This is a genomic window from Chitinilyticum aquatile DSM 21506, assembly GCF_000430805.1.
GTDB lineage: Bacteria > Pseudomonadota > Gammaproteobacteria > Burkholderiales > Chitinibacteraceae > Chitinilyticum > Chitinilyticum aquatile.
Genome location: NZ_AUMS01000008.1, coordinates 79,608 through 100,948, shown reverse-complemented (window position 1 = coordinate 100,948; position 21,341 = coordinate 79,608). Strand labels below are relative to the sequence as shown.

The 21,341-nt window shown below is 62.2% G+C and carries 21 protein-coding genes; 9 read left to right on the top strand and 12 right to left on the bottom strand.

Going from position 1 to position 21,341, the window contains the following annotated elements:
- Window positions 1-61: 61 nt before the first annotated feature.
- From H559_RS0107160 to H559_RS0107145, 4 genes are all read right to left on the bottom strand, one after another.
- Entirely contained in the window at window positions 62-265 is a 204-nt protein-coding gene (locus H559_RS0107160) for a zinc-finger domain-containing protein (protein WP_034640130.1), read from the bottom strand.
- A gap of 65 nt (window positions 266-330) precedes the next feature.
- Complete coding sequence (locus H559_RS0107155) at window positions 331-1,251, bottom strand: branched-chain amino acid transaminase (protein WP_028452142.1); 921 nt, start codon at window positions 1,249-1,251, stop codon at window positions 331-333.
- 127 nt (window positions 1,252-1,378) lie between these two features.
- Complete coding sequence (locus H559_RS21555) at window positions 1,379-2,953, bottom strand: GGDEF domain-containing protein (RefSeq protein WP_051279047.1); 1,575 nt, start codon at window positions 2,951-2,953, stop codon at window positions 1,379-1,381.
- Window positions 2,950-4,170, bottom strand: coding sequence for a tetratricopeptide repeat protein (locus tag H559_RS0107145; protein WP_028452141.1), 1,221 nt, complete (start codon window positions 4,168-4,170; stop codon window positions 2,950-2,952). The genes H559_RS21555 and H559_RS0107145 overlap by 4 nt, the downstream gene beginning before the upstream one ends.
- Before the next feature lie 101 nt (window positions 4,171-4,271).
- Here H559_RS0107145 and H559_RS21550 point away from each other — a divergent pair, with 101 nt between their 5' ends.
- Window positions 4,272-6,860, top strand: coding sequence for an ATP-binding protein (locus H559_RS21550; protein WP_051279045.1), 2,589 nt, complete (start codon window positions 4,272-4,274; stop codon window positions 6,858-6,860).
- An 86-nt stretch (window positions 6,861-6,946) separates the two neighbouring features.
- Here H559_RS21550 and H559_RS0107135 read toward each other — a convergent pair whose 3' ends face one another.
- From H559_RS0107135 to H559_RS0107100, 8 genes are all read right to left on the bottom strand, one after another.
- Window positions 6,947-7,960 carry a LacI family DNA-binding transcriptional regulator gene (locus H559_RS0107135; protein ID WP_028452140.1) on the bottom strand — a complete coding sequence of 338 codons (1,014 nt, stop codon included), beginning with the start codon at window positions 7,958-7,960 and terminating at the stop codon, window positions 6,947-6,949.
- Window positions 7,961-8,042: 82 nt separating this feature from the next.
- A complete protein-coding gene (rbsB, locus tag H559_RS0107130; RefSeq protein WP_028452139.1) occupies window positions 8,043-8,981 on the bottom strand; it encodes a ribose ABC transporter substrate-binding protein RbsB in 939 nt (312 codons plus the stop codon).
- 138 nt (window positions 8,982-9,119) lie between these two features.
- Window positions 9,120-10,061, bottom strand: coding sequence for an ABC transporter permease subunit (locus tag H559_RS0107125; protein ID WP_028452138.1), 942 nt, complete (start codon window positions 10,059-10,061; stop codon window positions 9,120-9,122).
- On the bottom strand, window positions 10,058-11,542 hold the full coding sequence (locus tag H559_RS0107120) for a sugar ABC transporter ATP-binding protein (protein WP_028452137.1): 1,485 nt from the start codon (window positions 11,540-11,542) through the stop codon (window positions 10,058-10,060). Before H559_RS0107120 ends, H559_RS0107125 begins: the two co-directional genes overlap by 4 nt.
- 17 nt (window positions 11,543-11,559) lie before the next feature.
- Window positions 11,560-11,958, bottom strand: a complete 399-nt coding sequence (rbsD, locus tag H559_RS0107115; protein ID WP_028452136.1) for a D-ribose pyranase — start codon at window positions 11,956-11,958, stop codon at window positions 11,560-11,562.
- Window positions 11,955-12,848 (bottom strand): ribokinase, encoded by an 894-nt coding sequence (gene rbsK / locus H559_RS0107110; protein ID WP_028452135.1) that lies wholly within the window; start codon window positions 12,846-12,848, stop codon window positions 11,955-11,957. Before rbsK ends, rbsD begins: the two co-directional genes overlap by 4 nt.
- A gap of 486 nt (window positions 12,849-13,334) precedes the next feature.
- Complete coding sequence (locus H559_RS0107105; RefSeq protein ID WP_028452134.1) at window positions 13,335-14,045, bottom strand: SAM-dependent methyltransferase; 711 nt, start codon at window positions 14,043-14,045, stop codon at window positions 13,335-13,337.
- The gene (locus tag H559_RS0107100; RefSeq protein WP_034640124.1) at window positions 14,042-14,644 is read right to left on the bottom strand and encodes a Maf family nucleotide pyrophosphatase; all 603 of its coding nucleotides are present in this window, start codon (window positions 14,642-14,644) and stop codon (window positions 14,042-14,044) included. Before H559_RS0107100 ends, H559_RS0107105 begins: the two co-directional genes overlap by 4 nt.
- Window positions 14,645-14,731: 87 nt before the next feature.
- Between H559_RS0107100 and H559_RS0107095 the strand changes: the two genes are divergently transcribed.
- From H559_RS0107095 to fabF, 8 genes are all read left to right on the top strand, one after another.
- Window positions 14,732-15,220: a YceD family protein gene (locus H559_RS0107095; RefSeq protein WP_245579343.1), complete on the top strand. Its 489-nt coding sequence runs from the start codon at window positions 14,732-14,734 to the stop codon at window positions 15,218-15,220.
- A gap of 37 nt (window positions 15,221-15,257) precedes the next feature.
- Window positions 15,258-15,434, top strand: a complete 177-nt coding sequence (gene rpmF, locus H559_RS0107090) for a 50S ribosomal protein L32 (protein ID WP_028452131.1) — start codon at window positions 15,258-15,260, stop codon at window positions 15,432-15,434.
- Window positions 15,435-15,520: 86 nt separating this feature from the next.
- Window positions 15,521-16,570, top strand: coding sequence for a phosphate acyltransferase PlsX (gene plsX / locus H559_RS0107085; protein WP_028452130.1), 1,050 nt, complete (start codon window positions 15,521-15,523; stop codon window positions 16,568-16,570).
- 45 nt (window positions 16,571-16,615) lie between these two features.
- Complete coding sequence (locus H559_RS0107080) at window positions 16,616-17,572, top strand: beta-ketoacyl-ACP synthase III (protein ID WP_028452129.1); 957 nt, start codon at window positions 16,616-16,618, stop codon at window positions 17,570-17,572.
- Window positions 17,573-17,626: 54 nt separating this feature from the next.
- Window positions 17,627-18,556: an ACP S-malonyltransferase gene (gene fabD / locus H559_RS0107075; RefSeq protein ID WP_028452128.1), complete on the top strand. Its 930-nt coding sequence runs from the start codon at window positions 17,627-17,629 to the stop codon at window positions 18,554-18,556.
- A 102-nt stretch (window positions 18,557-18,658) separates the two neighbouring features.
- On the top strand, window positions 18,659-19,402 hold the full coding sequence (gene fabG / locus H559_RS0107070) for a 3-oxoacyl-ACP reductase FabG (RefSeq protein ID WP_028452127.1): 744 nt from the start codon (window positions 18,659-18,661) through the stop codon (window positions 19,400-19,402).
- A 199-nt stretch (window positions 19,403-19,601) separates the two neighbouring features.
- Complete coding sequence (gene acpP, locus H559_RS0107065; RefSeq protein ID WP_028452126.1) at window positions 19,602-19,841, top strand: acyl carrier protein; 240 nt, start codon at window positions 19,602-19,604, stop codon at window positions 19,839-19,841.
- Window positions 19,842-19,974: 133 nt separating this feature from the next.
- A complete protein-coding gene (gene fabF, locus H559_RS0107060; protein ID WP_028452125.1) occupies window positions 19,975-21,216 on the top strand; it encodes a beta-ketoacyl-ACP synthase II in 1,242 nt (413 codons plus the stop codon).
- Window positions 21,217-21,341: the final 125 nt, after the last annotated feature.

Genomic DNA, 21,341 nt, shown 5'->3' with positions numbered 1-21,341 from the left:
CCAGTACAAAGACCAAAGCGGCGCCGGTCAGCCGGCGCCGCTTTGGCGAACAAGAAGAAAATCAGTGATGAGCCTTGATCACTTCGCCGGCACGCAGTTTGTACAGCGTACCGCAGTAGGGGCAGAGTGCCTGGCCCGTCTTGGTGACATCCAGAAACACGCGCGGGTGCGAGTTCCACTTCACCTGGTCGGGCGTCGGACAGTGCAGCGGCAGGTCGGCAGCGCCCACTTCGATTTCACGTTGGGTGTTTTCTTTCAGTTGCATGATGTATTCCAGTCTTCACAAGGCGGGTATGGCTCTGCAGGCCATATCCCGCAATGGTTGCAAGCTTATACCAGCGTCAGCCAGTCTTCGTGCTTCGGATCGCGGCCCTGTACGCAGTCGAAATAGCGCTGCTGCAGGCGGGCGGTAACCGGGCCACGCGAGCCGGCACCGATCGCGCGGTTGTCGAGTTCGCGGATCGGGGTGACTTCGGCGGCGGTGCCGGTGAAGAAGGCTTCATCGGCGGTATAGATTTCATCGCGCGTGATGCGTTTTTCGATGATCTCGAAACCTTCTTCCTTCGCCAGCGTCAGCACCGTGTTGCGGGTGATGCCATCGAGGCAGGACGCGACGTCCGGCGTGTAGATCTTGCCCTTCTTCACAATGAAGAGGTTTTCGCCGGCACCTTCCGAGGCGTAGCCGTCGGTATCGAGCACCAGTGCTTCGTCGTAGCCGTCAGCGGCGGCTTCCTGATGCGCGAGGATGGAATTGATGTAGTAGCCGCTGGCCTTGGCACGCACCATCGACACATTCACATGGTGGCGGGTGAAGCTCGATGTCTTCACGCGGATGCCCTTTTCCAGACCGTCGGCACCGAGATATGCACCCCAGGGCCAGGCGGCCACGATGGTGTGGATGCTGTTATTAGAAGCGGCAATGCCGAGCTTCTCGCTGCCGATGAAGGACAGCGGGCGCAGGTAGCAGGACTTGAGCTGGTTTTCACGCACCACGGTCTTCTGGGCTTCGTTCAGTTCGGAGGCGGAAAAGGGGATCTCCATCTGGAAGATCTTGGCCGAATTCAGCAGGCGCTCGGTGTGATCCTGCAGGCGGAAAATGGCAGTACCTTTGGGAGTCTCGTAGGCACGGACGCCTTCGAACACGCCCATGCCGTAGTGCAGGGTGTGCGTGAGGACGTGCGTGGTGGCATCGCGCCACGGCACCAGTTTGCCGTCATACCAGATGACTCCGTCGCGATCAGCCAACGACATGGGTACTCTCCTTGAGCGTAGTGTGGGTGCGGAAAACGCCAATTGTAACGCAAAGTGCCCTTGATTCGGCACAAAACGCGTGCGGCCAGCAAGGCATCGAAAACCCCGCTTGCCGCGGCAGCGCCGCTCAGCCCGCCTGCTGCCAGCGCACGCAGTTGCGCCCGGCCGCCTTGGCGGCATAGAGCGCCGTATCGGCCATGCGTGCGAGTGCAGGCATGGCGAGGCTGGTGTTGCGGGTGGCCGCCAGGCCGATGCTGATGGTGGGGTTAAGCCCCGGCGTGATGCCCTGCCAGTCGTGCGTTGCCACCAGATTGCGCAGGCGCTCGGCAATGCGGCGACCCTGCTCCAGGCCGATCAGCGGCAGCAGGATCACGAATTCCTCGCCACCGTAGCGCGCAATCAGTTCCGAGCCGCGGCAGGCCTGCCGCAGCAATTGCGCCAGTGCCTGCAGCACGCGATCACCGGCCTGGTGGCCGTAGTGGTCGTTGATTTCCTTGAAATGATCCATGTCGGCCAGCAGCAGCGTCATCGGCAGCACCGGCTGCCGGTCATAGTGTTCGAATTGCTGTTCGAGCATGCGGCGATTGAACAAGCCGGTCAGCGGGTCGGTGATCGCTGCCCGGCCGAGCGTGTCGAGCTGCTCGTGCTGGACGCGTAGGGTGTTGTTGAGCAGATCGTTTTCCAGTGTGCGCTGCGCGAGTTCGATGCGGCCCTGCAGGCGGCGCAGGCGGCGTTCGGTATGGCGCGCCAGCCGGGGGGCCGTGGTCTGGTGATTGTGTTCATAGTGGCCGAGATAGGCGCGATAGTGTGCCAGCGCGCTTTGCAGGTGGCCGGCGGCCTTGTAGTGACAGTAGGCGTGGAAATGGATCTGTTCCAGCAGGGTGTGCGCCTCGATGGCTGCCGCCAGTGCCACCGCACGCTCCAGCTGCTGGCGTGCGAGCTCATCCTCGTGACTGGTCAGGGCCAGCAGGTGCAGCTGGAAGGCCGCCTGGCTGAGTACCCAGCGGAAGCCCAGCTCTTCGGCCATCCTTTCGGCCTGGTGCAGGGACTGCGCTGCGGCAAGGTGATCTCCTTCGGCGGCGAGTACCGTGCCGCAGTGCAGCTGGTATTCAGCCTGCCAGTGGCGGTTACCGCAATGACTGACATAGGGATGAGCAATTTTCAGTGCAATACCTGCAACTGTATGTCGCTGCAGCGCAATCAGATCGGTGCACAGGCAAAGATACACGGCGCTCAGGCTGATGGTGTCATCAAGCGGCAATGCAAAATCCAGCGCAGTGCAATGGTAGTGGTGCGCGGTGACGTGGTCGTTCAGCACCCAGAATACCTTGCCGATGCCATTGAGCGCGCGCACGGCAAAGCTGCCGTGCCGGCGATCCAGCGCGTGGTCGAGGCAGTCCGACCAGTACTGCACGGCCAGATTGATGTCGCCCAGCACCATGGCATGTCCGCCGGCCTCGTCAAGTGCCTCCATCAGATCCGGGTAAAGGCCGGCATGGCGCAGGGGCAGTAGCAGCTTTTGCAGTTCGGCCAGTGAGGATTGGTAATCCTGCCGGCCCAGTGCCTTGGCCGCCAGCAGCCGCGCCTGCAGCGCGGTGACGTGTTCTTTCTGTTCCTCGGCGCGGCGGGCCAGCGCCAGTGCGGCAAGCCGTGTCTGCTCCGGTGCGTGATCCAGTTCGTCCTGCAGTTGCTGCAGCATCATGCGGAGACCTCGCTGGCGGCGGGGGCTTTCAGCTGCTGCAGCTCGCGGAGCAGGGCGCGCCGCTCGAGTTTCAGCGTTGCAATCTGCTGGTGCAACTGCAGCAGGCGGGCATCGTGCGCCGAAATGCGCTGTGCCTGCCGCTGGCGTTCGGCCTGCGCTGCACAGTGGAGTTCGTGCCAGCTCTCCAGACTGGCCAGGGCTTCGGCAAACTGGCCGCAGCTTTCCTGCATGTCGGCCAGCTGGCGCAGGTGGCTCAGCGGCAGGCGTTTGAGGGCGTTGCTGGTGGCGGCAAAGGCCAGTGCTTCCCGCTGGATGATGATGGCGTTGCCGGTATCCTTGCGCAACCGGGCAATGTCGGCGAGCTGCAGACGTGCCTGCAGTTCACCCCACTTGTAGCGGCATTGATGCGCTGTGCGGCTGGCCTGCAGGCACAGGGGCTCTGCGGCCGCAGGCTCGCGCTGCAGGATGTGCAACCGGGCATGGAAATTGTCGAGGTCCACCCGCCAGGCCGTATCGATTTCGTTCTGAGGCAGTCCGGCGAGCGCGTCAAGCTGGCGAGCCAGTCCGGCCGCATCCTGCCGCACCGAGCAGTGCGCCGCCAGCAGCAGGCCGCTGCGGAACTGCAGGCGCCTCAGGCCGGCATCCTGGGCCAGGGTAAAGGCGAATTGCAGGATCTGGCTGGCCGCATCATCGCGATTATCCTGCTGCAGCAGCGAGCCGATGCCGAGGCAGGCTTCGCATAGCGCACCGAGGTTTTCCTGGTTATCGGCGTCTTCCAGGCTCGCCAGCCAGTGGCGCAAGGCCTGGCTGCGCTTGCCCTGGTCATAGGCCGCCTGCGCCAGCAGCTGCAGGGCGGTGATGCGGTGCGTGAGCAAATTGCTTTCGCTGGCCTCTGCGGCCAACAGGCGGGCGTGATGCTGCATGGTGGCGTAGGCCTGTTGCCCCCATGCCGCCCGGCTCAGCGTTTCATGCAGCGCCAGCCTTTCTTCGACTGGCAGGCTCGCCGGCATCTGCCGGTGCAATTGCCGGGCCTGCTTCAGGGCGTGGGCCTGGCCGAGACGCACCGCTTCCCGCACCGCCGCGAAGCGGTTGCGCCAGTCTGCCAGCGAAAGGGAATTGCGGTTGGGCATGGTGCGCGTAAGGCGGGGGCTGTTTTCGTCAGTATGGTTGATTTTCCTGCCAACGCTACCGGTGCCGCCATGGTGCGGGGTATGCATGACGGATGCATGTGTTGCATGCGGCACGTATGCTTGCAGCTCAGTCAAGACAGCCTGCTGTTGCTGCCTGATAATCCCTGAGTCAGTTTGAGGGTTTGTCGATGCATACTTCCCTGATCCATGGTCTGGCCGACTGGGTACGCGATGCGCCGCGCGAAGGTCTGGCGGTGACCATCGTCGAGCGTTTTGCCAGTGAACTGCAGGCGCGCCGCGTGGTGCTGCTCTATCCGCAGGACGGGACGCTGCGGGTGCGGGCCCAGTTCGTGCAGGGGCAGGCGACGCAGGAATATGACGAACTGCAGGCGCTGGAGCTCTTCTACGGGCTGCCGCTGGCAGCATTGAAATCACAACTGACAACGCCCGTGGTGGCCATGATGGCCAGCACCATGCTGACTGATGAAATCTGGCGACCGGCCGGTGCGCCGCTGGTGCCACGCTACCAGCTGATTGTGCCGCTGACCGACGAAGGCCTGCTGATCGGCATGATCTATGTCGAGGCCGAACAGCTCTCCTCGATCGAGCGTGCGCTGGCCAATCCGGTGTTCCATGGCGAATGCGCAGCACTGGCAGCGGCAATCGTCATGCGCCTGCGCCAGGCGGAAGGCAGCCGTTTTGCCAATCTGGAAGCTGGCCAGCTGCATGCCAGCCTGTCGCGCGTCGAGGACGAGCGTCAGCTCTTGCACCGTCTGGGCGAAGTTACGCTGGCGCTGACCCGAGCGCCGGATCTGGATGCGCTCTATCGCAGTGCTGTCACGCTGGCCATCAGCCAGCTTGATGTCGATCGCATGGGCATTTTCGAATACGAGCCCGATAGTGGCGACATGGTCGGCACCTATGGCACCGACAACGATGGCAACGTCACCGATGAGCACTGGTATCGCAGTGCCTGCCCGGCGCACGACATGTTTGCCGTGGCGCGCGCGCGGCCGGGCGAGGTTGTCGTCAAGGAAGACGCCGCACTCTACTACGACAAGCAGGTGGTCGGGCGCGGCTGGAATGCACTGGTCGCCCTGCATCATGAAGGCGAGCTGCTGGGCTGGGTGGCCTGCGACAATTTCATCAAGCACCGTCCTATGCCGCCCGGGCAGCGCGAGGTGCTGAAACTCTTTGCCGCCATTTTGTCGCAGCTGGTGCGCAGCAAGCGTTTCGAAGCCGGGCTGCGGCAGGCCAACCAGCAACTGTCGCAGCAGACCGAGGAACTGCTGGCCGCGCGCGATGCGGCCGAAGAAGCCAGCCGCGCCAAGAGCGAATTCCTTGCCACTATCTCGCATGAAATTCGTACGCCGCTCAATGGCGTGCTCGGCTTTGCCCAGTTGCTGGCCGAGTCGCCGCTGGGCAGCGAACAGCGTGAGCAGCTCGCCAGTATTCGCCACTCCGGCGAAGCGCTGCTGGTGCTGATCAACGATCTGCTGGATTTTGCCAAGATCGAAGCCGGCAAACTCGAGCTGGAAAATGCTTCCTTCGACCTGATCCAGACTACCCGCGATGCCTGCCGCATGCTGGCGCCGCGAGCCACCGAGCGCCGCATCGAACTGCTGCTGGATATTGCCCCCGCCGTTCCCCTGCGCGTGAGCGGCGATGCCTTGCGCTACCGCCAGATCGTACTGAATCTGGTTTCCAATGCGCTGAAATTCACCGATGCTGGCGGTGTCCGGGTCGCCCTGCACTGGCAGTCGGGGCTGGTGCGGCTGGAGGTGTCGGATACCGGGGTCGGCATTCCGCAAGAACGCCAGCAACGCCTGTTCGAACGCTTTTACCAGGCTGACTCCAGCTCGACCCGCCGCTTTGGTGGCACCGGGCTGGGGCTGGCGATCTGCCGGCTGCTCTGTGAGTTGATGGGCGGGCGCATCAGTGTGCAATCGGAGGCCGGGCAGGGGGCCGTCTTTGTGTGCGAACTGCCGCTTCTGGCCGAGCAGTTCATCATTCCGGAAGCCGAGGCGAGCATTGCCGGTTTCCTGCGTGGCCGGCAACTTGGCTGGCAGGGTGATCCGGTCTGGCGTGACGAGCGGCTGATGCAACTGCTGCGCGCGGCCGGTGTTGCCGTCCGCCCGGTGGACAGGCGCAGCGATCTGGATGGTCTGGATGTGCTGATTGTTGACGAGCCGGGTGATGGCCATCAGCAACTCGGCCCCGGTGACTGGCCTGAGTCATTGCCGGTGCTCTACTGTGGCTGGCGGCAGCCCGAGGGCTGGGTTGATCGCGCCGGGCGGCGTCTGCTCACCAAGCCGGTTTTCGGTCTGGATGCCTGGTTATCCGCGCTGCATGCGCTGGTGGGGGGGCCGGGGCAGCCGGAAGCGCCACAATACTGGCCGCCACAATCGCAGTTGTGCGGCCGGGTGCTGGTGGTCGAGGACAACCTGCTCAACCAGCGCGTCGTCGCGATCGGGCTGGAGCGGTTGGGCTGCGAGGTCACGATTGCGGGCAATGGGCTGGAGGCCCTGGAAAAAGCCGGCGAGGCTGAATTCGACCTGATCCTGATGGACTGCCAGATGCCGGTCATGGATGGCCTCGAGGCAACGCGACGCCTGCGGCAGGACAGCCGTACCGCCTCGCTGCCGATCATCGCGCTGACGGCCAATGCCCTGCAGGAAAGCGAGACCGCCTGCCTCGCAGCCGGCATGAACGATTTTCTGACCAAGCCGATCAATTTCGATCTGCTGCGCCAGGTGTTGGCCCGCTATCTCAATTGAATGGGTATTGCGCTATGGCTATTTCAGGCGAATGGCTGTGGCTATATGGGGGTGTGGGTATTAAGCCTGCGGCTGACCTGGCCGGGCTAGCCGGGCTGTTCCGAGCGGCGCAGCAGCCTGGCCGGCACCCACTCAGGCGCCACCGCCAGCCCCTCGCGCAATGCCAGCACGCGCGCGAGTGCCGCCGCCGCCAGCCCCGCGCTATCCTGCACGACGCTGTCGACCGCGACCGGAAGGCAATCCAGCAGATCGTGGTTATCGAAGGACGCCAGCCGTGGCGGCGTGCGAAAGAGCTGGTGTTCCTTCATATAGGCCAGCACGCCTTCCAGCAGCGTGATCGACGCGGCAAAAATCACCTGCGGATAGTGGCCCAGCGCGGCGTGGCAGGCAGCCATCAACTCGGCTCCGGACTGGCGCTGGAAGGTGCGCTGCCACACCCAGCCATCCTGCTCGGCAAGGCCTGCGCGCGCCAGCCCGGCGCGGTAGCCGGCCAGGCGGTCGATACTGGGCGAGAAACCGGGCTGGCCACCGAAAAACACCACCTCGTTCACGCCGGGAGCCGTGGCCAGTTCGCATACCAGATCGGCCACCCGGTCCTCGGCCGCCGTCACAACGAAAGGCAGCGTGCTGCCGGGCACGCGGCGGTCGACCAGCACCAGCGGCGTGCGCCTGGCGTAACGCTCGTAATGACCGGGCGTCACTGCGCAGGGAATGACCAGCAGGCCGTCGACCTGGCGCGACAGCAGATGGCGGATGCCCTCATACTCGCGTTCCGGATCGTCGTCACTGGTGACCAGCAATAATTGATAGCCGAGTGCCCGCGCCTGGATTTCCAGCTCCTGTGCGAGCATCGCATGCGCAAAGTTGGTGAGTTCGGGCACGACCAGCCCCAGCGTGCCACTGCTGCGGCTGCGCAGCGTGCGCGCCGACTGGGAAGGGCTGAAATGGTGTTCGGCGGCGACAGCCAGCACGCGGTCGCGCGTTGCCGCTGCGATGCGGTACTCCGCCGCGCGCCCGTTGAGCACCATGCTGGCGGTGGTTTTCGAGACGCCGGCGAGTCTGGCGATGTCGTCAATGGTGAGGCGTTCGAACTGGCTCATTAGCCCATCCCTGAAATGAAAAAGGCCGGTGCAGAGCACCGGCCGCAGCAAGTCTGCCCCGGCAGGCGGGGCACGCAGCCGCTTATTGCTTCACGAGATCCAGCGGTACCGGAATGCTCTTTTCAACGGTCTGGCCGTCGATCAGCTTCTTGGCGGTTTCCACGCCCATCTTGCCGATCAGATCGGGTTTCTGCTGCACGGTGGCGGCCATTTTACCTTCTTTCACGGCGGCAACCGCATCGGCAGTGGCGTCAAAACCGACGACGACGACATTCTTCACGCCGGCTGCTTCGATGGCCTTGATGGCACCGAGCGCCATTTCGTCGTTATGCGCAAACACGCCGACGATGTTCTTGTTGCCCTGCAGGATGTTCTCCATCACCGAGAGGCCCTTGGCGCGGTCGAAGTCAGCCGGCTGCTTGGCCACGACCTTCACGTCGGTCTTGCCGGCGATACCGGCATTGAAGCCTTCACCACGTTCGCGTGCAGCGCTGGAGCCCGGGATGCCTTCCAGTTCGACGACATTACCCTTGCCGCCGATCTTTTCCAGCAGGAATTCCGCTGCCAGCTTGCCGCCAGCCTTGTTGTCCGACGCAATGTGGCTGGTGACTTCGGCGCCGTTCACGCTGCGGTCGAGCGACACCACCTTGATGCCGGCGTCAGTGGCCTGCTTGACGACACCGGCCACAGCGTCCGAATCGGCCGGATTGATCAGGATGACTTTCACCTTTTTCTGGATCAGGTCTTCGATATTGGAAATCTGCTTGGCCGCATCATTCTGCGCGTCGACGGTGATCAGCGTGACACCTTGTGCCTTGGCTTCGGCTTCGGCGCCGTCTTTCAGGCTGACAAAGAAGGGGTTGTTCAGCGTGGAAATCGCCAGGCCAACGGCGGCGCCTTCCGTGCTGGCAGCCGGTGCCGCGCTGGCGGCCGGCTGAGCCGCATCCGGGCCCTGTTTCGAGCAGGCAACAAGGCCGGCGGCCAAGAGACCAATCAGCAAGGGGGAAAGAAAACGATTCATGGTATCGACTCCTGAAGAAATAGTATTGTGGGTATTGCTTTGTAACCAACTACTTGCAAGGGCCGGGTGTCTATACCCCGGCTTTCTTCTTGTGCGGCCGCCGGTGTTGCCGCCGGCGACCGCGAAAAGCGAATGCGCTTACTTCTTGCCGCCGCGATCCATCAGCACTGCCAGCAGAATCACGATGCCCTTGACCACCAGCTGGTAGAAGCTCGATACGCCCAGCAGGTTCAGGCCGTTGCTGAGTACACCGATCAGCAGTGCGCCGACCAGCGTGCCGAAGATCCAGCCACGGCCACCAGTGAGGCTGGTGCCGCCCAGCACGACTGCCGCAATCGCGTCCAGCTCATAACCTGCACCGGCGGTCGGCTGTGCCGAGTTCAGGCGCGAGGTGAGGATGATGCCGGCCATCGCGCTCATGGCGCCGGAAATGGTGTAGACCCAGATTTTCACGCTGTCGACCGACAGGCCGGACAGGCGCGAGGCTTCCTCGTTGCCGCCCACGGCGTACACATGGCGGCCGAACACGGTTTTCTTCAGCACGAACCAGAACACGCCGAACATCACCAGCATGCCGACCACCGGAATCGGGATCAGGTTGGCGATGTAGCCGCCGCCCAGCATGCTGAAGAAATCGCTGTTCAGCCCGGTGACCGGACGGCCCTCGGAGAATTGCAGCGACAGGCCGCGCAGGATGGTCATCGTCGCGAGCGTGGCGATGAACGGTGCCACCTTGCCCTTGGCGATGATCAGTCCGTTAGCCGCACCCATGGCCGCGCCGGCAGCCACACCGATGCAGGTGGCCGCCACCGGATCAATACCGAAGTTGGCGATCAGCATCGCGGTGAAGACCGAGGACAGCGCGAGAATCGAGCCGACCGAGAGGTCGATGCCGCCCAGCAGGATCACCAGCGTCATGCCGAAGGCAATCAGCGCGTTGATCGAGACCTGGCGCATCACGTTGAGCAGGTTGCCCACGGTCAGGAAGTCCGGGCTCATGACGGCGAGGCCGGCCGAGACGACGAGGAGTGCGATGAAGGGGCCGAGCTTCTGGAGCAGGGCTTTTTGTTGGGCTGTCATGATTGACCTCCGGCCGCAGCGGCCATGATGGATTCCTGGGTTGCTGTTTTAGCGTCGAAAATGCCGGCCTGCCGGCCCTGGTGCATGACGAGGATGCGGTCGCTCATCGCCAGCACTTCCGGCAGTTCGGACGACACCATCACGATGGCGACGCCCTGTCCGGCGAGTTCGTTGATGATGTGGTAGATCTCGGCCTTGCCGCCGACATCGACACCGCGGGTGGGCTCGTCGAGCAGCAGCACCTTGGGCGCAATTTCCAGCCACTTCGCGAAAACCACTTTCTGCTGGTTGCCGCCCGAGAGCGATTTCACGTCGAGCTCGGCGTCGCGCGTGCGGATTTTCAGGCGTTCGATCTGCTTGCCGACCGAACGGCTTTCCGCGCCACCATTCACCACGCCGGCCCTGGCGTAACCGCCCAGATTGGTGAGCGTGATGTTCTCGCGCACCGACATCGACAGCACCAGCCCCTGGCTCTTGCGGTCTTCCGTGACAAAGCCGATGCCGGCGGCAATGGCCTCGTGCGGTTTGGTGATATTGAGGGGTATGCCTTCCAGACTCACAGAACCATTGGTCTTGCGGTTGATGCCAAACAGCGTTTTCAGGATTTCACTGCGTCCCGCGCCCATCAGGCCGGCTACGCCCAGCACTTCCCCTGCGCGGACGGAAAAGCTGATGTCGCTGATCTGGCCTTCGTCGGCCAGCTGTTCGACGCGGAAGCGTTCCTCGCCCAGCGTGACGCTGCGGGTGGGGAAGCGTTCGCCGATTTCGCGACCGACCATCATGCGCACGATTTCATCGAAGCCGGTGTCGACGATGCGACGCTCGCCGACGAACTGGCCGTCGCGCAATACCGAAATCTTGTCGCAGATGCGGAAGATTTCTTCCATGCGGTGCGACACGTAAACGATGCCGACGCCGCGGTTCTTCAGGTCGGTCATGATGCCGAACAGCAGTTCGATTTCACGGTCGGTCAGCGCTGCGGTCGGCTCGTCCATGATCAGCACCTGCGCGTTCAGCGACAGCGCCTTGGCGATTTCGACCATCTGCTGCTGGCCGATCGACAGCAGGCCGGCTTCACATTCCGGGTCAATCTGCTCGGTGCCCAGCAGCTTCAGGTACTCGCGGCAGTTTTTCTTCATGGTGGCGGTGTCGATCACGCCAAAGCGGCGCGGCTCGCGGCCAAGGAACATGTTTTCCATCACCGACAGCTGCGGGATGAGGTTCAGTTCCTGATGGATGATGGCGATGCCGAGATGCTCGGCGTCGCGGGTGTTGCGGATGTGTACCGGGTGATCGTCGACTTCGATGCCGCCCGCGTCAGCCTGATACACCCCGCAAAGAATCTTCATCAGCGTCGATTTGCCCGCGCCGTTTTCGCCCATCAGCGCGTGGATTTCACCGGCACCAAGCCGGAATTCCACGCCTTCGAGCACCCGGACCGGGCCGAACGCCTTGTTGATGCCATGCATGCGGATTTGCATGATGTTCTCCCGGCTCTTTAAAAGATCACGCCTGAATACAGCACGACGTTGGCGTACGGCGTGGCCTCGCCGGTGCGGATGATGGCGCGCGCATGGCGCGTGGCCGCCTTGAATTCTTCGTGCGGTACCATGCTGATTTCACAGCCGGTGGCGGCCATGGCCTCGGCGCATTCGACCACTGCCGGATTTTTCTCGCGAGCCTCGCTGGCAAACAGCGCCTTTTCGCACTGGAAATCTGCCAGCACGTAGTCCACCACGCTGAAGAAATCCGGTGTGCCAATCGAAAGCGACAGGTCGATGCACTCGACGCCAGCTGGAATCGGCAGGCCGCAGTCGGCGATGACAATCGAATCGGTATGCCCCATGCTGGCGAGAACCCGGGCAATGTCCCGGTTCAGGATGCCGTGTTTTTTCATGACTGCTGCTCCAGGAAGGAATCCAGTTCGGCAAGGGTCGGCATGCCGCTTTGTGCGCCGGGCTTGGTGACGGACAAGGCTCCGGCGGCACACGCGCGGCGCATGGCCTCCGCCGCGCCGAGGTGCCAGAAGGTCGCCAGTGCGCCGTTGAAGGTGTCGCCCGCGCCGGTGGTATCCACTGCGCTGACCGCAAAGCCCGCTTGCGCCAGAATGCCGGCATCGGATGTGCTGTAGCTCGCGCCGGCCTTGCCCTGCGTCATCACCACTCGGCCGGGCAGGCGCGCAAACAGTGCCTGCCAGCTGGCGGCGTGATCGTTCAGTGCCAGCGCTAGTTCGTATTCATTGGGTGTGAGCAGCGAAACCAGATCAAGTAGTGATTCCGGCAGCACTACGGCGGGTGCAGGATTCAGGAAGAAGGGTTTGCCATGCTTCTTTGCCTGTTGCGCGGCTGCGGTGACGGTGGCCAGCGGGACCTCCAGTTGCGCCAGTACGATGTCCGCGCTGGCGAAGGCTGCTTCGGCATCCTGCATGTGCTGCGGGGTGAGTGCGTGATTGGCGCCGGGGACGACGATGATGGCATTTTCCGCGTCACAGACGGTGATGCTGGCGATGCCGGTGGGGTGCTTGTCTGTCGTGAAAACCCATTGTGTATCAATGCCTTCGCGGTGCAGTGTCTGCCTCAGCTCCGTACCAAAGGCATCGTTGCCCACGCAGCCCAGCATGCTGACCTCGGCGCCCAGTCGTGCGGCGGCCACGGCCTGGTTGGCTCCCTTGCCACCGGGGTAGGTAGCGAAGCCCTGCCCGGTGAGCGTTTCTCCCGGCCGGGGGAACTGGCTGGCCGTGGTGACCAGATCCATATTGATGCTGCCGACTACCAGAATCCTGGTCATGTGCGACTCCTTGTTCATCCGTTGTATGACTGTTTTGTTGTCACTGCTTGGCATTAAAGACGCTCTGCCGTGATCTGATTCCATGCTAAACCGTAATCAGCAACTAGAATTGATTTATATCAACAATATGTAGTCAAAGCAATCCGACTACGGAAATACCTTATGCGGCTTTGTCTTACGAGTGGTTTTGAGCTTGCTTTCTTGGTGCTGAGGCGTAATCTGGCTCGCTGATTTCTGAGCTGGCGTTGGGAATGAATAACTCGCGGCTACAGCATTGCACTGCAATTCGCAGCTTCGAACTTGGCGTGGGTATATGGTCTCAGCCATTCAGGTAAAAAGGCTGTGGCCATATACGGTATGGTGTATTTGGCGGGGTAGGGCGGGGCGTAGGGCTGCAGGAGAGGGCGGGTCATGCGGCAGCGGCATGGTTTGGGTCGCAAGTGCTTTCCCGGCTGCTGCGGGAAAGCACTTGCGGATGGAGCGGTATCAGGCGGCGTAGAGCACGAAGACGGTCGGTTTCTTGTGCAGGTCGGGAGCCGGGCTGCGCTTCCAGTCGGCCACGGTCTGGCTGTTCAGGTACTGGTCCGGCAGGCTGAGGTTGCAGGCAACGGTGAGCAGTGTCTGTGGGCGTGCGGTTGCCAGCAGTGCATCAAAGAGCGCTTTGTTGCGATACGGCGTCTCGATAAAGAGCTCGGCCTGTTTTTCCTTCTGCGAGCTGGCTTCCAGCGTTTTGATTGCCGTGCTGCGCTCGGCTTCATTGGCGGGCAGGTAGCCGTTGAAGCGAAATTTCTGGCCGTTGGCGCCCGAGCCCATCAGCGCGAGCAGAATCGACGAGGGACCGACCAGTGGCAGCACGCGGATGTCCTTGCGATGCGCGAGGCGCACCAGATTGGCGCCGGGGTCGGCCACGCCCGGGCAGCCAGCCTCGCTCATCAGGCCGACATCGTGGCCGGCCAGCAGTGGTTCGAGGAGGCCATTGAGTTCGGCATCCTTGCTGTGCTCGTTGAGTTCCTGCATCCACAGGCTGCGCAGCTCGTGTGGCGTGCCGAACAGTTTCAGATGCGCGCGAGCGGTTTTCGGCGCCTCGACGATGAAATGCGTGAGCTTTTGCGCGATGCCGATGACGTCGGCCGGCAGAATGTCGGTCAGCGTGTCGCCACCCAGAGGTGTGGGAATCAGATAGAGGGTGCCTTTCATACCAGTTGCACTCCTTCTTCCAGCAGCATTGCAGTCAGCGCAATCATGGGCAGGCCGATGATGGCGGACGGGTCACTGTTGTCGATGCGCGCGATCAGGATGACGCCCAGTCCCTCGGTCTTGGCGCTGCCGGCGCAATTGTAGGGCTGTTCATGTCGCAGGTAGCGCTCGATGGTGTCGTCATCGTAATCGCGCATTACCACGCGGGTGATGTCGACGTGGGTCTGCGTGTGGCCGCTCTGGCTGTTGTAGAGCGCCAGCGCGGTGTGGAATTCGATGGTGCGCCCGCGCATCATTTGCAGCTGTTCGACGGCGCGCTCGTGTGTGCCCGGTTTGCCGAGCTGCACGCCGTCGAGCAGCGCGACCTGATCGGAGCCGATCAGCAGGTGGGCGGGAAAACGGTCGCGCAAAACCTGGGCCTTGGCGATGGCCAGCCGCAGGCTGGTGGCGTGCGCCGTTTCACCCGGCAGCGGCGTTTCATCGATAGCGGGGCTGGCCACGTCGAAAGGGATGGCAAGGCGCTGCAGCAGTTCGCGGCGATAGGGCGATGTTGAGGCGAGAACGAGCGGCAGTGCGGAAGGGGCTTGTTTTTTCGGCATATTCATCGGATCAGGAGTGCGGAAGCTTTTGACAGTGGCGTGGGCAGCATTGTATCATGCGCGGTTTCTCGGGAGCCTATGCTTGCCATGCCAGTGATTGATAGCGCAGAATTCGCGGTTTCCCGTGCGCAGCTGTCTGGCCGGATTGCTGTTTCTGAACTGCCAAGGCTGGCGGAAGTGGTGCTTGACGGTACTACCGAGCTGGATTGGGAGTTGCAGGGCGGCGTCGACAAGCTCGAGCGCCCGTGGCTGTATCTTTCTGTCAACGGCAAAGTGCAGCTGGCCTGTCAGCGCTGCCTGCAGGCGATGGATTTCAAGCTCGACTGCGAAACGGTGCTGACACTGTTTGCCGACGAAGCAACTCTGGACGAGGCCGAACAGGCCGACGACGATCTTGAGGGCCTTGTCATCGATCCGGCGCTGGATGTGCTTGCGCTGGTAGAAGAAGAAGTATTGCTGGCGCTGCCGTTCGCGCCACGGCATGACCGCTGCGGCGAAAGCGACGTGGTGGTGGTGTCCGACAAACCGAATCCGTTTGCTGTCCTGGCTCAATTGAAAACCAGGAAAGCGGAATAACTGAAACTGAAAAACTGGTTTTCAAGGAGTAGTAATCATGGCCGTTCAACAGAATAAAAAGTCCCCGTCCAAGCGTGGTATGCACCGCGCCCACGATTTCCTGACCGCTCCGGCGATCGCCGTTGACGAGCGCGGCACCGTGCATCGTCCCCACCACGTCAGCCCGGATGGCTTCTACAAGGGCCGTCGCGTGGTCAAGGCCAAGGCCGAGTAATCCCTTAATCCTTGCGCAAGCAAAGGGTTATCTGACGGCGCAAACAGGATTGACCTGTTTGCGCCGTTCGTCATTCTGGAAAGCTGATGGAAATTACAGTAGCTGTCGACGCAATGGGTGGTGATCACGGTACGCATGTGACCGTTCCTGCCGTATTGCGATTCCTGCGCGAATATAGCGAAGTGGATGTGGTGCTGGTGGGTCTTTCCGATGCCATCGCTGCCGAACTCAAGGCGCACCATGCCGAAGTCGGCCCGCGCCTGCGCATTCATGCCGCCAGCGAAGTCGTCACCATGGACGAGTCGCCGCAGTCCGCCATGAAGAACAAGAAAGATTCTTCCATGCGTGTGGCGATCAATCTGGTGAAAACCGGAGAGGCCAATGCCTGCGTCTCCGCCGGCAATACCGGCGCACTGATGGCCACGGCCCGCTTCGTGCTGAAGACCATTCCAGGTGTTGATCGTCCCGCGATTGCCAAGCTGCTGCCAACCCGCAAGGGTGGCGAGACCTGTGTGCTGGACCTCGGTGCGAATGTCGACTGCACGCCGGAGCAGCTGGTGCAGTTTGCCATCATGGGCTCGGCGCTGTATGAGGCACTGCAGCACGTGCCAGCTCCGCGCGTCGGCCTGCTCAATGTCGGCGAAGAGGAGATGAAGGGCAACGAGCAGGTGAAGGCTGCGTCAGAGTTGTTGCGCCGCACGTCGCTCAATTTCATCGGCAATGTCGAGGGGGACGATCTCTACAGCGGCAATGTCGACGTCGTCGCCTGCGATGGCTTCAGCGGGAATATTGCGCTGAAGGCATCCGAGGGGCTGGCGAAAATGATGTCGGAATTCATCAGGGAAGAATTCACCCGCAATCCGCTTTCCAAGCTGCTGGCGCTCTTTGCCATGCCGGTATTGAACCGTTTCAAGAAGCGGGTTGATCCGCGCCGCTACAATGGCGCATCCTTGCTGGGCCTGCGCGGCATCGTCGTCAAGAGTCACGGTGGTGCCGACGAACTGGCGTTTTACTGGGCGCTCAGGCAGGCCGTGGAAGAAGCCCGCGCCGGGGTGATCCAGCGTATTACCGATCAGGTGCAGCAACAGGTTGCCGATCTGGGTGACACGACGCCCGCTCCCGCTGCGGCTGGCTGACCAAGCCAGTCCCGCCCGGGCCGCGCAAACCGAAGGAGTACATGTATGTTTTCCCGTATCGCAGGAACCGGCAGCTATCTGCCCGAGCGCATCCTGACCAATCACGAACTCGCCGCGCGTGTCGATACCAGCGACGAGTGGATCGTGGCGCGTACCGGCATCCGCCAGCGCCACATTGCTGCTGCCGACGAAACCACCTCCGACATGGCGCTGATTGCCATCCAGCGTGCGCTGGAGAGTGCGGGTGTTACGGCCGACGAGATCGATCTGCTGATTGTGGCAACCACCACGCCGGACAACATCTTTCCGTCGACTGCCTGCATCGTGCAGAACAAGCTTGGCGTGCACGGTTTTCCGGCCTTCGACATGCAGGCCGTGTGTGCCGGCTTTGTCTACGCGCTGACGACGGCCGACCAGTTCATCAAGAGCGGTGCCGCCAAATGTGCCGTGGTCGTGGGGGCGGAAAAGGTCTCCAACATCATCAACTGGGATGACCGCAATACCTGCGTGCTGTTCGGTGATGGTGCCGGTGCGGTTGTTTTGAAGGCCGACGAAGAAACCGGCATTCTGGCTACGCACCTGCACGCCGACGGCCGCTACAATGGCATTCTGAACGTACCGGGTCGCCCGGTGGCCAATGCCGTTGATGGCGAGGCCTTTGTGCACATGGATGGCAGTGCGGTCTTCAAGTTCGCAGTCAAGGCGCTCTCGGCGGTGGCGGAAGAAACGCTCGCCAAGGCGGGTCTTGCGAAGGAAGACATTGACTGGCTGGTGCCGCACCAGGCCAATATCCGCATCATCGAGTCCACCGCCAAGCACCTGCATCTGGACATGAGCAAGGTCATCGTGACTGTCGCCGAGCATGGCAATACCTCGGCGGCGTCGATTCCGCTGGCGCTTGATGCCGGCGTGAAGAGCGGACGCATCCAGCGCGGCCAGACCATCCTGATGGAAGGCATTGGCGGCGGCTTTGCCTGGGGCTCGGTACTGGCCCGTTTCTGATTGTTGATTTTGAGTCGGGCGCCGGGCGACCGATTTGCTGATAGGAGCTGAAACATGTCTCTCGCTTTTGTATTTCCGGGCCAGGGCTCGCAGTCGCTGGGCATGATGGCCGGCTTTGCCGATGATGCCAGCGTGCGCCAGACTTTTGAGGAAGCCAGTGCTGCGCTGGGCCAGGACCTGTGGGCGATGATCCAGCCCGATGCCGACGCGGCCGTCATCAATGCCACCGTCAATACCCAGCCGCTGATGCTGACCGCCGGCGTGGCCGTGTTCCGTGCGTGGACTGCCCAGGGCGGCGCGCTGCCGGTTGTTGCTGCCGGCCATTCGCTCGGCGAATACACCGCGCTGGCGTGTGCCGGCTCGATCGCCTTTGCCGATGCCGTGCGTCTGGTGCGCCTGCGCGCCGAGGCCATGCAGGCTGCCGTGCCGGAAGGTGTCGGTGCGATGGCGGCGATTCTGGGTCTGGCCGATGCCGACATCGTGGCCGCGTGTGCTGATGCCGCGCAGGGTGAAGTGGTCGAAGCCGTGAATTTCAATTCGCAGGGCCAGGTGGTGATCGCCGGCAACAAGGCTGCGGTCGAGCGCGCCATGGCACTGTGCAAGGAGAAGGGTGCCAAGCGTGCGCTGCCGCTGCCGGTGTCGGTGCCCTCGCACTGCGCGCTGATGAAGCCGGCCGCCGAGAAGTTGGCGGCGGCACTGGCCGGCATCACGGTTTCCGCGCCGACCTTCCCGGTGATTCACAATGCCGATGTCGTGGCCTATACCGATCCGGCGCAGATCCGCGATGCGCTGACGCGCCAGCTGTATCAGCCGGTGCGCTGGGTGGAAACCGTGCAGAAGATGGCTGCTGATGGTGCGAGCGTCATTGCCGAGTGCGGTCCGGGCAAGGTGCTGGTTGGCCTGAACAAGCGTCTGGCTGCCGATGCGCAGCACGTGGCGCTGACCAGTCTCGCGGCGTTTGACGAACTCAAGGCTGTTCTCTAAGGGTATATGGCTGTAGCCATTTTATTGTAATGGCTGTGGCTGTATGGATAACAAGGTATACACGATGCCGGCTCGTCCGGTACGCATGACAAGGATTTGAACATGAGTCTTGCAGGCAAAGTCGCGCTGGTGACCGGCGCATCCCGTGGTATCGGCCAGGCCATTGCGCTGGAGCTCGCCAGCCAGGGGGCGACCGTCATCGGCACCGCAACCAGCGATAGTGGCGCCGAAGCCATTACCGCTTATCTGAAGGAAGCGGGTGCCACCGGCGCCGGTCTGCGCCTGAACGTGACCGAGGAGGGTGCCTGCGAAGGCATCATCGCTGCCATCGAGAAGGACTACGGCCCTGTTGCCATTCTGGTGAACAATGCCGGCATCACCCGCGACAACCTGCTGATGCGCATGAAGGATGATGAGTGGGACGCCATCATGGCCACCAATCTCAAGCCGGTGTACCAGCTCAGCAAGGCCGTGATGCGCGGCATGATGAAGGCCCGCTGGGGGCGCATCATCAATATCGCCTCTGTGGTCGGTGCCACCGGCAATGCCGGGCAGACCAACTACTCGGCCGCCAAGGCCGCACTGTTCGGTTTCACCAAATCACTGGCGAAGGAAATCGGCAGCCGTGGCGTGACCGTCAATGCCGTGGCTCCCGGTTTCATCGATACCGACATGACCAAGGCGCTGCCGGAAGAGCAGAAGGCGAAGCTGGTCGAAGCCATCGCGCTGGGCCGCCTTGGTCTGCCGAAGGACATCGCCGATGCCGTCGGTTTTCTGGCGTCCGATCGTGCGGCCTACATTACCGGCAATACGCTGCACGTGAACGGCGGCATGTTCATGAACTGATCTGCCGTTGCGGCATTGCTGCAGTGGCTTGATGAAGTAAATGTGACGCGTGGCGGAGAGATATTTGCAATCCGCCCCGCCTGGGTTAGACTGCGCCCATTTGATCCATTTCAAATCCGTGTCGTTACACCACGACGGATTTTTGGTAGAATGCGGTCGCTTTTTCATACAAACAGCTAGGAAGGCTTGGGAAAAATCCATGGAAAACATCGAACAACGCGTTAAGAAAATCGTAGCCGAACAACTTGGCGTGCCGGAAACCGACGTCAAGATCGAGTCGTCCTTCGTGAACGACCTCGGCGCCGACTCCCTTGACACCGTTGAACTGGTGATGGCCCTCGAAGAAGAATTCGAGTGCGAAATCCCCGACGAAGAAGCTGAAAAGATCACTACCGTTCAGCAAGCAGTTGACTACGTGTCTGCCAACCTGAGCAAGTAAGCAGTCTCGTTCCCAGACCTCTGCCCTGGCCCTTATCCGGCCAGCGCGGAGGTCTTATTGCATTGGCGCTGCCTTTCTGACGGGCAGCTGCAGCCGGCGACATGCCGCCGGCACTGTTCTGGAGATCTCCACCGTGTCCAAACGCAGAGTAGTGGTTACCGGCCTGGGCCATGTATCCCCGATCGGCAACGATGTTGCCACTGGCTGGGCCAACCTGCTGGCCGGCAAGTCCGGTATCGGCCGTATTACCCGTTTTGATGCCAGCGACCTGGCCTGCCAGATCGCCGGCGAAGTCAAAGACTTCGACATCAGCCAGTACATCAGCCCGAAAGATGCGCGTCGCATGGATGTGTTCATCCATTACGGCATTGCCGCTGCGCTGCAGGCGATTGGCGATGCCGGCCTCGACGAGGTGGCTGATCTCGACAAGACACGCGTCGGCGTGAATATCGGCTCCGGCATCGGCGGCCTGCCGCTGATCGAAAACACCGGTGTCGACCTGATGGAAGGCGGTCCACGCAAGATCGGCCCGTTCTTCATTCCGGGCTCGCTGATCAACCTGATCGCAGGTCACGTGACGATCATCAAGGGCTATCAGGGCCCGAGCTACGGCATCGTATCTGCCTGCACGACCGGTGCCCACTGCATTGGTGATGCTGCGCGCATCATCCAGTACGGCGATGCGGACATCATGGTCGCCGGTGGTGCCGAAGGCGCGATTTCCCGCCTGGGCGTTGGCGGTTTTGCCGCGATGAAGGCGCTGTCGACCCGCAACGATGATCCGGCAACTGCCTCGCGGCCGTGGGACAAGGGCCGCGATGGCTTCGTGATGGGCGAAGGTGCCGGTGTCCTGGTGCTGGAAGAATACGAACATGCCGTCAAGCGCGGCGCCAAGATCTATGCCGAGCTGATCGGTTTCGGCATGAGCTCGGACGCGCACCACATCACCGCGCCGAACGCCGAAGGTCCGGCGCGCGGTGTGATGAACGCACTGCGCGATGCCGGCATCAACGCCGACCAGGTGCAGTATGTAAATGCGCATGGCACCTCGACCCCGCTGGGCGATGCCAACGAAACCAATGCGCTGAAGCTGGCGTTTGGCGATCACGCGAAGAAACTGGTGGTGAATTCGACCAAGTCGATGACCGGCCACCTGCTGGGCGGCGCCGGTGGCGTGGAAGCCATCTATTCGATTCTGGCTGTGCACAACCAGGTTTCGCCACCGACCATCAACCTCAACGAGCAGGATCTCGAGGCCGGTTGCGATCTGGACTACTGCGCCAATACCGCTCGCGATATGAAGATCGACGTGGCGATCTCCAACTCCTTCGGCTTTGGTGGTACCAACGGCACGCTGGTCTTCAAGCGCGTCTGACGGTCGCGAAATACGGAAAACGGACAGCCACCTTCGGGTGGCTGTTTGCATTTTGGCATCTGAGTGCCGGGGTTTCGTCGGCGGGTAATGTAAAACCCGCACTATAATTGCCTCGCTGCCTGCAT

Excerpts from the sequence above, each read along its gene's own strand:
- rbsB (WP_028452139.1), bottom strand. The coding sequence starts at position 8,981 with ATGAATCGTTTTCTTTCCCCCTTGCTGATTGGTCTCTTGGCCGCCGGC.
- H559_RS0107155 (WP_028452142.1), bottom strand. The coding sequence starts at position 1,251 with ATGTCGTTGGCTGATCGCGACGGAGTCATCTGGTATGACGGCAAACTG.
- H559_RS0107160 (WP_034640130.1), bottom strand. The coding sequence starts at position 265 with ATGCAACTGAAAGAAAACACCCAACGTGAAATCGAAGTGGGCGCTGCC.
- rbsK (WP_028452135.1), bottom strand. The coding sequence starts at position 12,848 with ATGACCAGGATTCTGGTAGTCGGCAGCATCAATATGGATCTGGTCACC.
- H559_RS0107120 (WP_028452137.1), bottom strand. The coding sequence starts at position 11,542 with ATGCAAATCCGCATGCATGGCATCAACAAGGCGTTCGGCCCGGTCCGG.
- fabD (WP_028452128.1), top strand. The coding sequence starts at position 17,627 with ATGTCTCTCGCTTTTGTATTTCCGGGCCAGGGCTCGCAGTCGCTGGGC.
- fabG (WP_028452127.1), top strand. The coding sequence starts at position 18,659 with ATGAGTCTTGCAGGCAAAGTCGCGCTGGTGACCGGCGCATCCCGTGGT.
- H559_RS0107080 (WP_028452129.1), top strand. The coding sequence starts at position 16,616 with ATGTTTTCCCGTATCGCAGGAACCGGCAGCTATCTGCCCGAGCGCATC.
- H559_RS21550 (WP_051279045.1), top strand. The coding sequence starts at position 4,272 with ATGCATACTTCCCTGATCCATGGTCTGGCCGACTGGGTACGCGATGCG.
- H559_RS0107125 (WP_028452138.1), bottom strand. The coding sequence starts at position 10,061 with ATGACAGCCCAACAAAAAGCCCTGCTCCAGAAGCTCGGCCCCTTCATC.
- H559_RS0107095 (WP_245579343.1), top strand. The coding sequence starts at position 14,732 with ATGCCAGTGATTGATAGCGCAGAATTCGCGGTTTCCCGTGCGCAGCTG.
- acpP (WP_028452126.1), top strand. The coding sequence starts at position 19,602 with ATGGAAAACATCGAACAACGCGTTAAGAAAATCGTAGCCGAACAACTT.
- H559_RS0107145 (WP_028452141.1), bottom strand. The coding sequence starts at position 4,170 with ATGCATACCCCGCACCATGGCGGCACCGGTAGCGTTGGCAGGAAAATC.
- plsX (WP_028452130.1), top strand. The coding sequence starts at position 15,521 with ATGGAAATTACAGTAGCTGTCGACGCAATGGGTGGTGATCACGGTACG.
- H559_RS0107105 (WP_028452134.1), bottom strand. The coding sequence starts at position 14,045 with ATGAAAGGCACCCTCTATCTGATTCCCACACCTCTGGGTGGCGACACG.
- H559_RS0107135 (WP_028452140.1), bottom strand. The coding sequence starts at position 7,960 with ATGAGCCAGTTCGAACGCCTCACCATTGACGACATCGCCAGACTCGCC.
- H559_RS21555 (WP_051279047.1), bottom strand. The coding sequence starts at position 2,953 with ATGATGCTGCAGCAACTGCAGGACGAACTGGATCACGCACCGGAGCAG.
- rbsD (WP_028452136.1), bottom strand. The coding sequence starts at position 11,958 with ATGAAAAAACACGGCATCCTGAACCGGGACATTGCCCGGGTTCTCGCC.
- rpmF (WP_028452131.1), top strand. The coding sequence starts at position 15,258 with ATGGCCGTTCAACAGAATAAAAAGTCCCCGTCCAAGCGTGGTATGCAC.
- H559_RS0107100 (WP_034640124.1), bottom strand. The coding sequence starts at position 14,644 with ATGCCGAAAAAACAAGCCCCTTCCGCACTGCCGCTCGTTCTCGCCTCA.